We start from the raw sequence: 14,268 nt of genomic DNA, 5'->3' as shown, positions 1-14,268 counted from the left end.
GGGTTATGATGAAAAACATTTATCAGGATGATAGCTTAGCTTTACATACTGATCTATACCAGATCAATATGGTAGAAACCTATTGGAGAGACGGCAGATATAATAAACGAGCAGTGTTCGAATTGTTTTTCCGTAAACTTCCGTTTGGAAATGGATATGCGGTATTCGCTGGCTTGGAAAAGGTCATTCAGTTTATCCAGGGCTTCCGCTTTTCTGAAGATGATTTGGAGTATTTAAAAAATGAAGTAGGCTATCAGGATGACTTTTTAGCTTATTTAAAAGACTTACGCTTTACGGGCACCATTCGCTGTATGAAAGAAGGCGAGCTTGTTTTTGGAAATGAGCCGATTTTAAGCGTAGACGCTCCACTTTGTGAAGCTCAGTTGATTGAAACGGCACTATTGAACATCATTAATTATCAAACATTAATTGCGACGAAGGCTTCTAGAATTAAACAGGTTCTTGGAAGTGAAATTGCAATGGAGTTTGGTACTCGCCGCGCTCAGGAGATGGACGCTGCCATTTGGGGGACGCGAGCTGCTTACTTAGCGGGTTTTGATGGAACGAGTAATGTTCGAGCGGGAAAATTATTTCAAATTCCTGTTTCTGGCACGCATGCCCATTCGATGGTCCAAGCCTACAAGGACGAATATATCGCATTCAAAAAATATGCTGAATCTCATAAAGACTGTGTCTTTTTGGTTGATACATATGATACCCTGCGTTTAGGTGTTCCGAATGCAATTAAAGTCGCAAGGGAGATGGGCGATTCTATTAATTTCATAGGAATCCGTTTAGACAGCGGTGACCTTGCCTATCTTTCGAAGGAAGCACGAAAACTGCTCGATGAGGCAGGCTTTAAGGACGCAAAAATCTTTGCTTCCAGTGATCTCGACGAGTATACCATTCTTAACTTGAAAGCACAGGGTGCAAAAATAGACAGCTGGGGAATTGGAACTAAGCTTATTACCGCTTACGAGCAGGCGGCACTAGGGGCCGTCTACAAGATTGTTTCTATAGAAGACGATAACGGCAAAATGGAGGATACGATTAAGATCTCTTCCAATCCAGTAAAAGTCACGACCCCTGGGATTAAGAAAATTTATCGAATCATCAATAATAAGAATAACCATGCTGAAGGAGACTACATTGCGCTAGAGGATGAAAAATTGCCAGAGAAGCGCCTGAGAATGTTCCACCCGACGCATACTTATATGAATAAAATCGTGACAAATTTTACTGCAAAAGAGCTCCATGAAGTGATTTTTGAAAAAGGTGAGCTTGTCTATGAAATGCCATGTCTCGAGGAGTCGCGTGACTATTTAAAGCAAAACCTAGACGCCCTCTGGGACGAGTATAAACGTACAATGAACCCTGAGGAATATCCAGTAGATCTTAGCCAAAAATGCTGGGATAACAAAATGAGGAATATTGAAGAAGTAAAAGAAAAAGTTGCTGAGATGAAGGCAGAATAGATAAATGTAAAGGCACCCTTTAATGGGTGTCTTTTATGTAGTAATCTCATTACAAGAACTGTTGATGGTGACCGCTTTAGTCCATTTTTGAGGAATATGGTCATCATGAAGGCGTCATGGTGACCACTTTTATTAATTTTTGAAGATTATGGTCATTATGAAGGTGTCATGGTTACCACTTTCATTAATTTTTGAGGAATATGGTCATCATGAAGGCGTCATGGTTACCACTTTTATTAATTTTTGAGGGATATGGTCATTATGAAGGCGTCATGGTTACCACTTTTATCAATTTTTGAGGAATATGGTCATTATGAAGGCGTCATAGTTACCACTTTCATTAATTTTTGAGGAATATGGTCATCATGAGGTGTCATAATTATAACTTTAACAATTAGATTCAGTCATCATGCCTTTTTTCCATTGACAATAATTAATTATCCATAAAAATAGATGACCAAACGCAGAGGTCATCTATTTGTAATCCTATTCGAATATTCGGTTATACATCTTATTTATTCTTAAAGAAATCCACGAATGCATGGTAAATTTCTATACCTTGAAAGGTGAGCATACCCGCAGCAGTTAATGAAAAGACACCAATCATTACAAAGCGAATCCACATAGTTTTTTCCTCCCTTTTTGTAAGTTCAATATTTACAATTGGGAGAAGAGATTACATAATTCGATTGATGAAAAACCGGAACGAGAAAGATGAAGTTTCTTGTGTGGTTATAAGAAAAGATTCTGTGAAGGGTGACTACGACTAATGAAATTAGGGATAGTACTTTGACAAAATCAAGATGAAATAAATGTTTTTCCTCATCATCCGTTTGTGAATTAATACTCCAATCATCCATCATGAGCACTGCTTTATTTGAATGATGTGATTGAATGAATAGGTTGGAAGTATGAAAAACGGAAAATGAAATGAAGGCGAGCAGAAATGCGATCGGAAGAAAATTTACCTTCTTTATCGTAACCACCTCCTTCCATAGGATAGTTATCATTATAAACACTATTATCGTATTGTTAAATTAAAATGCTCCGACAATTTACGCATAAGAAAGTGATATACATTCATAATATGGCTGATTTCGCAATTAGACTGGGTTTATGGTACAATCTTGCTAGTCAAATCGGAGTAAAGGAAGTAAATAATGAAGAAGACAATACCGGTTAAAAAAAATGATTATATAGATGTGGTATTTGAAGATCTAACTCACGATGGTGCAGGTGTGGCAAAGGTGCAAGGCTTTCCGTTGTTCATACCAAACGGCCTGCCTGGCGAAAAGGCACAGGTTAAAGTAATAAAAGTGAACAAGGGCTACGGCTTCGGGCGTTTGATTGAAATTTATGAAAAAAGCCCATATCGAGTCGAGGTCCCTAACAGTGAGATTCATAAATATGGCGGCTGCCAGCTGGAGCACATCAGCTATGAAGGGCAATTGAAATATAAGGAGAATCAAGTGCGCCAAGTGCTGACACGTATTGGTAAACTAGAGGATGTGACCGTGCACCCAATTCTAGGCATGGATAACCCATGGCATTATCGAAACAAAGCACAGGTTCCAGTCGGTGAAAAAGATGGTAAGCTGATTGCTGGATTTTTTAAGCCTAGGAGTCATGAGATCGTAGATACCAATGAGAGCTTGATCCAGCTCCCAGAAATTAATGAAGCTATTCAAGCTGTTAAGGAAATATGCAGCGAGCTGGGGATAACACCTTACCAAGAAGAGTCACATAAAGGTGTCCTACGCCACATTATGGCCCGTTATGGACAACAAACAGGTGAACTGATGGTTGTGCTGATTACCAGGACGAATGACATTCCAAACAAAGACAAATTGGTGGAGGAGATAATCGCACGTCTACCTAAAGTCAAATCGATTGTACACAATGTAAATTCAAAGCGTACAAATGTAATCCTTGGCGAAAATACAACGGTCATTTGGGGCAATGAAGTGATTTATGACCTAATTGGAGACGTTAAATTTGCGATATCAGCTCTTTCTTTTTATCAGGTGAATCCTGTTCAAACGAAGGTTCTATACGATAAGGCATTGGAATATGCTGGGCTAAATGGAGAAGAGTCTGTGATTGACGCGTACTGCGGGATCGGAACAATATCCTTGTTTCTGGCCCAAAAGGCAAAGAAAGTCTTTGGAGTAGAAGTTGTTCCAGAAGCAATTGAAGACGCCAAGCGAAATGCGGAATTAAATGGGATGACTAATGTTGAGTTTGAGGCTGGGGAAGCAGAGGTTGTGATCCCTAAGTGGTATAAAGAGGGGAATTCTGCTGATGTGCTCGTAGTGGACCCACCGCGCAAGGGCTGTGATGAGACATTTTTGCAAACGATTATTGAGATGAAACCTAAAAAGGTTGTCTACGTTTCTTGTAACCCAGCCACATTGGCCCGTGATTTACGGATTTTAGAAGATGGTGGTTATAAAACCATTGAAGTTCAACCTGTGGATATGTTTCCGCAGACCACACATGTGGAGTGTTGTTCAATACTTGTAAGAAAAGATAATTAAAGATGCACTAGTGAGTAGAGAGCCTTTCCTGAATTGGGAGGCTCTTAATTAATTGTCATGATGTGCGGGGACAAAAAAACTTTTTTGAGTTTAACATCTTTGTCCAAACATTCTCTATCAATTTACATAATCTTTAGAAAGATGAAGTTTTCTTATGTCGTTAATAATGAAATTTGTAGTTTTAGCGGTGTTCATCACTAAGTGGTGGGAAAAGTGGAGAATCAGGTGATAAGGTAGTTTAAATAAATAGAAGAACATTCCCTAAGCATAGGCATATGATGTTTTTGTATATCTGTGAAGGGAATGAAAAAAATGTACAATGTCCCTAGTACGTATCCATATCAAAATCAATATCATTATTATGTTAATGCACCAATGCATAACTATGAAAATCAGTCAGTTTACAGGAATATTCCTAATGGTACTAACCAATATAGTTTTAAAGATTATGGACCAGAACCATTTGTAGTTAATATCAATGAGGCTACGAAGCGAAACAAAACCTATCGTACCGCTTTATGGACAGGGAATCGTTTGCAAGTTACTTTAATGAGTCTTAATGTTGGCGAAGATATCGGTTTAGAAATGCATCCCGACGTTGATCAATTTTTACGTATTGAACAAGGACAGGGGATTGTTCAAATGGGCAAGAGTAAAGATAATTTTGACTTTGAAAGAAATGTCTATGATGATTTTGCAATAATGATACCTGCTGGAACATGGCATAATCTAACCAACACAGGTAATATTCCGCTAAAACTTTACTCGATTTACGCTCCTCCTAACCATCCATTTGGTACTGTCCATGTTACCAAATCAGATGCAGTAGCTGCGGAAAAAGCCTACGGTCATCGCAATGAAAAAAATATAACTCCAAAAAATTTAAATACATTTAGACCAGAAAATATTAATACAACTAATTCAAACATCTCTAAAACTAGCTTTTCTAAAGAGGAAGCAGCAGCAATAGCTTTACTTTTAGGCATTGATTTTACCAAGAGTAAATTTGATTTAAATGAGTTTTGGTTGGGAGTAAATACAGAACTTGAACATGGAAGAAAATACAATCTGACAAATGTTACTGCGGATGAACCTATCACTACTGGAAAAATTGCATTGGCTCACCTCAACGAATTTCCTGATTATTATAAAAGGTTAAAAGTTCTTGAGGAAGAAGCAAAAGCGTTTTGGAACAAATAATATACTAGACAATTTATTATTTCCACCTTAATTGAATAAAAAACAAAAACCAAAACTAATAAGAAGGAAAGGAGCACGCGCTAAAGCGTGTTTTTTTTTCAGAAGGCTAACATAAAATTGAGTACCTCCAAGTTTATTTTGCATCATAAATACGAAGAATCCGGCTTAATTCTCCGTACTAAATTTATATCCAATCCCTCTTAGTGTCACGATAAATGGATAGTCTGTATATTCCGCGATTTTTTCTCGTAGATGTTTGATATGTACATCTATTGTTCTTTCATTAATGACCTTTTCACTTTTATTATAGATGGTATTGATTATTTGTTCTCTTGAAAAAATTTGGTCTGGGTGTGTAAAAAATAAATAGAGCAACCTATATTCGAAATGGGTTAAGTCTAATATATCATCATGGAACCTCACTATGCCTTTTAATGGTTTAATAGTTAATCCCTTATAACTTAGCTTGCTACAACGGTTAGCCGTTCTTCGTAAAACTGTTTCAATCCTAATAGATAGCTCTTCTATATTAAAGGGTTTACCTATATAGTCATCTGCTCCTTTTCTTAAACCCTCAATACGGTCCTGTTCTGTATTTTTTGTTGATAATAGTATGATTGGGACATTGCTGTCCAATTCATAACGCATCCACCAACAAATATCTAGACCAAACGTATCAGGGAGCTCCGTCTCCAACAAAATAAAACAAGGATCATATTTCAAGTACGATTCACGAGCTTCCTTCCCATTTTTTGCTTCCAATATTTCAAAACCTTGCCGGGTTAGGTGAAACCGAATGACGGCTCTACTTTCATTATTATTGTCTATGATTAAAATGGTTTTGCCTCTTAATTTTCTATCTTCCATCTAAATTACCCCCCCTTCTCCTATTATATCGATTAAAAAGTGAGAGTTTCACAAAGGATATGTAAATTAATCGAAAAAAATGACCGCTTTAACAGCGGCCATCTCAATACAGTTTATCTATTTTTTCTCAGCCAATGTTTCGTAGGCTGCGTCATCTGGCGCATCTCCTTTTGGCCAGTCATTAATTTTATCAGGGAAATCAGGTCTAGCCATTGAGTTAATAAAAGCAGCAATGTTCATCGCCTCCTGGTCTGAAAAAGAACCAGGCTCATAACCGCCAGTAGCTACCTTTGGCATATATTCTTTAATGAATCCTCCAGCTGTTCTAATACGCGCCATACCTGCACCAATGTTGTATGAATTGTCACCCCAAAGAGCAAGTCCTGTTCCACTACCAGAGCCATCTTCTCCATGACACGTTATACATGCTTTATTATAAAGTTTTCTTCCTTCATCAATGTTTACGGCAGCTAAATCTCCTTCAGCCTTTGATAATTTAGCCCATGGTCTTTCGAGTGTCCCATCTGGAACATTTGTTGAAATATAAGAATAATAGGCAACCATTGCTTTCATTTCTTTACTGTCTGGTGGAAGGGGTTTTCCATTCATACTTCTTTTAAAGCATCCATTTATTCTCTCTTGTAAAGTAACTTCTCTTCCAGCCCTAGGATTATATTGTGGATATGTCTTTGAAATTCCCACAAGGTCTAACGAAGAATCAACACCACCATTTGCATGGCAGCTTGCACAGCTTAGTGTATTACCTACATAGCCATCAAGAATGGTACTTGTTTGATTATGGAGCTTCTCTCCAAGTTTGATTAGTTCCCCTTCATCACCTGTGGGAACTTTGTCCATGCTTGGAGGTAGATAGGGATAATCCGATTTTTCAGCATGAGTTGAAGCAGTCTTGTCACTTAAAGAATTTGATGCCGGCTGCTCATTTGGATTGTGAATAAATAAAAAGAATACACTGAATCCGAGTACAATCGTCATTGTAATTGCTAGAACAGAAGAAATAAAAAGCCTGTTCATCTTAAGCACCTCACATATCGGGGAAGCTTCTCTATGAGAAGCTTTAACCGAAATATTTTATACACCCATTATTAAGAATGAATGTTAAGATTCGGTTAATTAATATTGAGCGTTTCGTGAACAAATACTATCCAAGGTATTATGTTTGTGATTGGAAGGACATGGAAAATATTTTTCAGATATAAGGAGAATATCACGATATAAATTAAGAAGGAAAGCCAAAATTAAGGAGGAGGAAGCAATGAGTATCGGAAAAGAAATGGAAAAGTGAGAGACAACATACCAACACTCGATTCGAGGTATATTCAGCTTCATTTAGCAAATGAAAGTTTTAGTTTGGATTAGAACTGCTATTGCAATTATTGGAGTGGGTTTCTTAGTTACTAATTGGTTATTAATCGTATTGATTTTTATTAAATAAACAACGGTTGCAAGGTGCTAGAATCAATAATTTTTAACGGCATGACAAGTTTTGTATAGTGTGTTTTGGCATGAATTTGTGCGACTAAATCAAGGAAGAGCGCTTGGAATAAATCTGGATTCATTCGGTTTAATCGCCGTGACAGCTGAGAATTACTGATAGAATCAAGGTCAATCCCTTTTTGAAGTTTAATGCAACACTAGTGAATTAAAAAGGTTCAAGAATAACTAAATAAATACCGATTATTTCCTTTTTATAAATGGTAAAAAAACAGGTAAAAGTTCGCTTTTCAAAGGGGCTCACAGTACTTTTTATTAAACGTTTAATTGGTGGTACTTGCTGTAGACGTTTGTCAGGACGTGTATTTTGCTAGTTTCTATTGTCGATTTTTAAAGATTATTACCACAAGTCATAACTTGTAGGTGACAATTTACTCTCCTGAAAATAAGCAAAAACCCCTATAACCAAAGGGAATATCATCCCACTAATCAAACGTTTGATTAGTGGATTCGGTATTAACTAAACGTTTAATTAAAAAAGTTGTACAGCCTATTAATATAGTATTTGTTCCTGATTGGTAGAGTGAAAATTGTCAAGAAGATGATTAGTAATAAAGGGTGAGGGCCATTAAATTTCATTGGTTGGCAGTAGAACCATTAAGCTTGTAAACTTCACCAGCCTCCCATGTGTTGCCACATTCACACGACACATGAGAAACTGTCTCGTGGTTGGCGTTGGTCTAATAGAAAAGCAGATGATATAGAAAACATCTATAATATCTGCCTTTTTTATAAAATACCATTCAACTCCAACTAACCGAATGTTTAACCAGTCACGGTGTGTTCACATAATTGTAGAAAACGCTTACTAAAGAAAAATTAATATGAAAATATAGTGTGTTATAATTTTACCGGAAGGGAGGTAAAAAATATACCAAGGTGCTATAAATATAATCATTTTTATGGTAAGATTCCTTTCTACGAAATCCGCGATTTTCCCCATCCAATTCTCATCATTTTAAATCCAATACTAGTCTAATAATAACTTCCTGCTAAAATACTGAAGAAAATTTAATAATTGAATCATTGGGGATGTTGCCAGTAACATCTAAGTTTTAAAAAAGGAACCGTATTATTTATTGCACCTGCTAGAGGTACCGATATTGGTTTGTGCAAAAATCTAAATTTTAAGGAGGATTATTAAAATGGGTCACGATATTTCAGGATACAATCAAGCAGGAAAAGAAATTGCTTATGCGCGTTTTAGCATGGGGAATCATAATGCAACCATCCTGTACAGGTTATTAGATGCTTTTGATTTTTACTCAGGAGTTAGTGGGTCAGGCAGGAGCACTACCTTCTCAAAAGAACAAATTGAAAAGGCATTGAAAGCTTACAAGGAGTTTTTTCGCACTCGTGATCCCCTGGCAAATATTGATCTATTAGGGATCGATCAAAAACAAATCCTAAAATTTATACTTAACTGCTTAGCAACAGCACAAAAAGAAAACAGTGTAAAAGTGTATTTTGGCTAATGAGTTGTATGACACTACACAGAATAATACCACGTCAAAGCTTATCCCGATGACTACTATATTTTTTTCTCTCTTAGCAATTTCATGAATTCCCCATAAGCCTCCTAATACACCATAACTAAACTCTCCATAACAACTTCCTTTTTCAAAGATCAATATTAAAAAGAATAAGTTATTCTACTAACGTACTGCTTGATACTGGCTGTTCTACAACCATTTTAGATACAGATTACTGTGGTAGCGATTGCTTAACTTGAATAGCAGGAATAGCGGATACGATTCCTGCTACTCTAATTAGAAAATATACAAAATATTATATAATAAAAAATAGCATGTGAATCGTATTAGATTTCACATGCTATTTTTATTGTTATTTACTGGCTGGCACCTATGGGAGTTCCAACCTTACCCTAATTATTAATTTTATCTAATTTTATTTAGGATCCTCACCCGGTACATCTTAAATAGGAAATACACAATAAAGTAAATGAGGATTGATGAGAGTAGGATATTAATTGCTGCGCCTGTTAGAAATGAGATTCCAACGGAAGGGGATCCATCTATTCCTTCAAATGTATGTTGAATGGCATCAATATAATCAACTTTTCCCAGTTCATCAACCTTAGTTTTCTGATCCAATAGTAAGCTTCCAACCTTATAATTTAATAGGAAAAGTAGCGGCCAAATAGGAGTTCCTATGACACCCCCCACAATGGCAGAAACGGTATTCGCTCTAACAAGTTTTGCTAAAGCAACCGATAGGACTGGACCTAGCGCGAACGTAGGAATCCAGTTTGGCATAAAACCGACAGTAAAACCCAGTGCTACTTGATGAGGACTTGATTTTAGGCGAAATAGACGGATGATATTATACTTAATTCTTCGTGTTACTTTCATCTGTTTACATCCCTTCTCGGTACCAAAACACGATCCCTTAAAAGAGTTAATGATTAACTATTTTTCATCCTTTTTACTAATTGATAAAATAAATAAATGATATAAGTAGGTGCTGCAATATATATCAGATAAGGAAACCTTCCGTATGTTCCTTTATAGATTAGAAATAATAAACATCCTAAAAAAATAGTAACAATGGTGCCATACTTGGGTAATGGTACATCCTTTAAACTTGGTATTCTAATCTTACTAACCATTAAAAAACAAAGCGCTGTAAAGATAACGGTTGTAACAATATTCGGAATAAGATTACCAAACAAAGTTAGTAATGCTAAAATACCCCCAGCTGCAGTGATTGGAACTCCAATAAAATAATGTTGAGATGATTTATTGGTGCTTATATTAAATCTTGCTAATCGAAAAGCACCGAACAACGGGAACAATCCAGCAACAGCTAATCCGAGTAATCCAAATTGATAAAAATAAGTGTAATATATTAGAAAAGATGGAGCGACACCGAAAGTAACAATGTCTGCTAATGAATCTAACTCCTTTCCTAAAGAACTGTCAGCTTTTAAAATTCTAGCTAACCTGCCGTCCATACTGTCCAGCATCATCCCAATGATGATCAAAATCGCTGCGTTTTTAAAATGACTATTTGCTGCAAATCCGATTGAAAGAAAACCACAATACAAATTACCTAAGGTTAGCATATTTGGGATACTTTTTGAAAAACGCAAATTCAATCACCTACTAATTATATTTATAAGTACTAAACAGTTTGCATTGCTCAATTTTGATCATTCATCTCTAATTGTTTAATTTTACCACCTAACATAAGGTGGTGTCGAGGAGAGCTCATGATCCTGTGTTAGAATAAAGTTTGAGGATGTTTCGGAAGTGGAGATTTAGTGAAAATGAAATTACAAATAAAAAATACATTGCAGAATAAGATGATTGTTTTTTTCTCGTTGATTTTTTTTACGGTTATTTTACTTGTTGGTTTTACAATGATGCAGTTTGTGAATCAAAACTTTCAGGAGCATAGCTACCAGAATCTGAAGAGTATGGTAGAGTCTAATCTTGAATTGTTGGATAGTAATTTTGCGAGATTGCAAAGCTTAGCACATGTGATTGCGAGTGACCCGGATGTCCGTGCGGCGGTAGACTATCGAAATCAAACAGATGAGATAGACTATTCGATTGAACTGCACAACCAGCGAAATGTGCATGATACATTACAGCAGTTAAAATTAATGCCCTATATCCGAAACGCTGTCATCGTTGGAAGTAATGATGAGGGGATTTATTCATATAAAGGAAATATGAAGGAAAAGTATGATTTTGGAGATCAGGAATGGTATCGTCATTTTCAAAAAAACATTGCTTTTAGTAATAGTTATTTTACGGATTTTCACAATACGGACTATCTCTTAAGTAGTAAGAGTGAAAAAACGATATCAATGGTGACGCCGATACAAAATACGGCTTCTTATAAACCGGCTGAGAGTTCATACCTGATCAGTGATGTGGATCTGTCCTCAATTTTGCTCAAAAATATGGGGGACAATGATGTCGAATTGGCAGTCTATAACCAGACGGAGTGGCTGTATTTACCGGAATTGGTGGATATTTCAGATAGGCAGATTGCTCTCATCAAGGAGAAAATCGAAGATGGTGAAGAATATTTTTTTATAGAGGGGGAGAATTGGAACGACTATGACCAATTAGTCGTTATGAAGACCTCTAGCATTACAGGTTGGAACGTGGTGGGCATCAAAAGTCTGAAAAGCATATATGACTTTAAAGTTACAGCACTACTCTTTCTTGTTACCCTTCTTTTTTTATCGGGGATTATAATCGCTATCGTATCTGGATTAATTTCAAAAACCATCCTGAACCCTGTAAATCTGTTAATCGGAAAGTTTAATCGGATTGCGGATGGTGACTATTCAGTTACATTTGAAGAAAACAGCAGTGAAGAAATCCAAAAGCTTTCGAAAACAGCAGAATATATGATTCACAATATGTTAGCGCTGTCAGATGAGGTGTTACTAGAGCAGAAAAAGCTTGCAAAAGAGCAAATGCGGGTTCTTCAACATCAAATTAATCCCCACTTTTTAAATAATGTTTTACAATCGATTAAGGCTTACACAGTAGATGGGAATTTGGAGAAAATTTCAAGACTAAGTACATTATTAGGAAGAATGCTGACCTATTCGGTTTACCAGCCTTATGAGAAAGTAGAAATTAAGACGGAGTTAAGCTATATTGAACAATATATTTCAATACAAAACATCCGTTTTGATGATAAAATCTTTTATTCTATTATGTGCAATCCAGCATTAGAGTGTGTAATGGTGCCTAAGCTGATTATCCAGCCAATAGTAGAAAATGCAATTGAACACGGATTCAGAAACAAAGCGAGTGGACTGCTGCACATTACCGTTGAAAGGGAGGAAGTAGACCTTGCGATTATGATTACTGACAACGGGGATGGCATGGAGGCAGAACAGGTCCAACAACTACATGAGGATTTAAAATACAGAGATTCATATATAGCTGAAAAAAGCATTGGACTATTAAACGTAGATAAACGGATTAAAAGTGAGTATGGAGAGGAATATGGATTGCGTATTTTCTCCAAAAAACACGGTGGTACAAGTGTAATTATCACAATTCCAATGAGAATCGAGGGGGATTCATGCTAAAAGTACTATTAGTAGATGATGAAATGCTGACAATTCGCATGCTGCAGAGTTTAATAGATTGGGAAAAGTTTAATCTGGAACTGGTGGGCTACGCGCAGGATGGGGTGGAGGCTTATGAAGCACTACTGAAATATGAGCCCCATATTGTTATTACAGATATAAATATGCCTAATATGACGGGTATTGAATTTATAAAAAAGGCAAAGACTTTAAACCGTCAGACTGAATTCATTTTAGTTAGTGCCTATAGTGACTTTTCTTATATCCAAAAAGCGATGAAGTTAGGGTGTACAGACTATATTTTAAAGCCAATTGATGAACTGGAGCTTGATGATGCACTGAAGAAAGCTACTGATAAAATCCGGGGTGAAAAGGAAAAAGAACATATGCTGGAGAAAAGTGAGTTTCAAATAAAGAAAATGGAGCTCCACAGCTTTATGAGAACGGGGAAGGATATCCAAAGGATTCAAAAGGTGCAAGAGCACTTTTCGTTTCATTTTGACAATTATTATCTACTAATCCTTCAATTAAATCATCGTACTATTGATGAATATGTGAACATGCATCAAATTGAGTTTTTACAAATGAGCTATATCAATCACATTCTGGAAGTAATTTTGAAGGAATATGAGCATGTTTTATTTGAATATGTAGAGGATTCCTGGGTGATCTTGCTTTCAAACATTGCTCCAGACACACGGATTGCTCTTTCACAGGAAATGATACAAGCTTTGCACACCCATTTTAATCTGAATGTAATGGCCTGTTTTAGTGACGTCATTCATGGGATCAATCCGTTACCTTTTGAATACAAACGAACGAAACTCCTTTGTCGCTATAATTTTTATGTAGATGCAGAGGACATTTTAGGATTTGGCTATAATTGCAAGGAAGAAGACTTCACACAAATTAAAGGTATCGATTTGGTTAAGGAAATAGAAGAGACCCTGGTAGAGAAGGATTTGGGAAGGGCAGAGAAAATCATTAATGAAATCTTCTATTTATCTAAAAATATCAATCCACTGGAATTACACCAAATCTATGAGATTTGTTTTCAAATTATCATGAAGCTCAAGAGTTTGATTCTTCAAAGTCATGATAAAAATGAAACGATGAACGATCTATTAAACGTTTCGTATGAAAGTCTTCTAGAACTCACTAATGTGAGAAGACTTAAGGAATTTATGTTGAATGCACTGATAGAAACGCTAAAACATGGGCAAGACGAGAAGAAGACATATAGTCATCTTGTGACAGAGGCGATTGAAATCATCCGAAAAAATTATAATCGAAATATTACACTTGAAGAGATTTGTAATCAAATTGCCGTTAGTAAAAATTATTTTAGTTATTTATTTAAACGGGAAGTAGGGATTACGTTATGGAACTATCTGACGGAGCTTAGATTAGAGAAGGCGAAGCAGCTTCTAATCGAGACAGATATGAAGAGTTATGAAATTTCCTTCCAGGTAGGATATGAGAATCCTAGTTACTTTTCAATGCTCTTTAAAAAATCTGAATCTATGACACCTAATGAATATCGGAGAGTGAAAAAGTAATAAAGTTTTAGAAATGCATAATTTCTTTGCTT

Annotated in this window: 10 protein-coding genes and 2 pseudogenes; 7 read left to right on the top strand and 5 right to left on the bottom strand. The window is 36.2% G+C overall.

Annotated elements, in window-relative coordinates; all coding sequences use genetic code 11:
* The first annotated feature begins 8 nt into the window (after nt 1–8).
* The 4 genes and pseudogenes from ACN6MT_RS01780 to ACN6MT_RS01765 all read left to right on the top strand — a co-directional run bounded on the left by ACN6MT_RS01780 (nt 9) and on the right by ACN6MT_RS01765 (nt 5,212).
* On the top strand, nt 9–1,475 hold the full coding sequence (locus ACN6MT_RS01780; protein WP_419956363.1) for a nicotinate phosphoribosyltransferase: 1,467 nt from the start codon (nt 9–11) through the stop codon (nt 1,473–1,475).
* 1,160 nt (nt 1,476–2,635) lie between these two features.
* A complete protein-coding gene (rlmD, locus tag ACN6MT_RS01775; protein WP_419954580.1) occupies nt 2,636–4,012 on the top strand; it encodes a 23S rRNA (uracil(1939)-C(5))-methyltransferase RlmD in 1,377 nt (458 codons plus the stop codon).
* 312 nt (nt 4,013–4,324) lie between these two features.
* Nucleotides 4,325–4,882 (top strand): annotated as a pseudogene (locus ACN6MT_RS01770) (cupin domain-containing protein); the annotation flags it as partial.
* Nucleotides 4,880–5,212, top strand: coding sequence for a DUF5661 family protein (locus ACN6MT_RS01765; RefSeq protein WP_419956362.1), 333 nt, complete (start codon nt 4,880–4,882; stop codon nt 5,210–5,212). The pseudogene ACN6MT_RS01770 and the gene ACN6MT_RS01765, both read left to right, overlap by 3 nt.
* A gap of 165 nt (nt 5,213–5,377) precedes the next feature.
* Here ACN6MT_RS01765 and ACN6MT_RS01760 read toward each other — a convergent pair whose 3' ends face one another.
* The 3 genes and pseudogenes from ACN6MT_RS01760 to ACN6MT_RS01750 form a co-directional block, all read right to left on the bottom strand.
* A complete protein-coding gene (locus ACN6MT_RS01760; protein WP_419954579.1) occupies nt 5,378–6,079 on the bottom strand; it encodes a response regulator transcription factor in 702 nt (233 codons plus the stop codon).
* A 117-nt stretch (nt 6,080–6,196) separates the two neighbouring features.
* A complete protein-coding gene (locus ACN6MT_RS01755) occupies nt 6,197–7,114 on the bottom strand; it encodes a c-type cytochrome (protein WP_419954578.1) in 918 nt (305 codons plus the stop codon).
* A 431-nt stretch (nt 7,115–7,545) separates the two neighbouring features.
* A pseudogene (locus ACN6MT_RS01750) lies at nt 7,546–7,725 on the bottom strand (IS4 family transposase); the annotation flags it as partial.
* Nucleotides 7,726–8,739: 1,014 nt separating this feature from the next.
* On the opposite strand from ACN6MT_RS01750, the gene ACN6MT_RS01745 reads away from it, so the two are divergent.
* The gene (locus tag ACN6MT_RS01745; RefSeq protein WP_419954577.1) at nt 8,740–9,069 is read left to right on the top strand and encodes a hypothetical protein; all 330 of its coding nucleotides are present in this window, start codon (nt 8,740–8,742) and stop codon (nt 9,067–9,069) included.
* 423 nt (nt 9,070–9,492) lie between these two features.
* On the opposite strand, the gene ACN6MT_RS01740 is transcribed toward ACN6MT_RS01745, so the two are convergent.
* Both ACN6MT_RS01740 and pssA read right to left on the bottom strand, forming a co-directional pair.
* Nucleotides 9,493–9,966: a DUF2062 domain-containing protein gene (locus ACN6MT_RS01740; protein WP_419954576.1), complete on the bottom strand. Its 474-nt coding sequence runs from the start codon at nt 9,964–9,966 to the stop codon at nt 9,493–9,495.
* Nucleotides 9,967–10,019: 53 nt separating this feature from the next.
* Nucleotides 10,020–10,706 carry a CDP-diacylglycerol--serine O-phosphatidyltransferase gene (gene pssA, locus ACN6MT_RS01735; RefSeq protein WP_419954575.1) on the bottom strand — a complete coding sequence of 229 codons (687 nt, stop codon included), beginning with the start codon at nt 10,704–10,706 and terminating at the stop codon, nt 10,020–10,022.
* A 177-nt stretch (nt 10,707–10,883) separates the two neighbouring features.
* Between pssA and ACN6MT_RS01730 the strand changes: the two genes are divergently transcribed.
* Both ACN6MT_RS01730 and ACN6MT_RS01725 read left to right on the top strand, forming a co-directional pair.
* Nucleotides 10,884–12,677, top strand: coding sequence for a sensor histidine kinase (locus tag ACN6MT_RS01730; RefSeq protein WP_419954574.1), 1,794 nt, complete (start codon nt 10,884–10,886; stop codon nt 12,675–12,677).
* A complete protein-coding gene (locus ACN6MT_RS01725) occupies nt 12,671–14,236 on the top strand; it encodes a response regulator transcription factor (protein WP_419954573.1) in 1,566 nt (521 codons plus the stop codon). Before ACN6MT_RS01730 ends, ACN6MT_RS01725 begins: the two co-directional genes overlap by 7 nt.
* Nucleotides 14,237–14,268: the final 32 nt, after the last annotated feature.

The sequence above is a fragment of the Neobacillus niacini genome, assembly GCF_048572935.1.
Taxonomy (GTDB): Bacteria; Bacillota; Bacilli; order Bacillales; family Cytobacillaceae; genus Neobacillus; species Neobacillus niacini.
The sequence above is the reverse complement of the archived record's forward strand: the minus strand, read 5'-3'. Positions and strand labels throughout refer to the sequence as shown.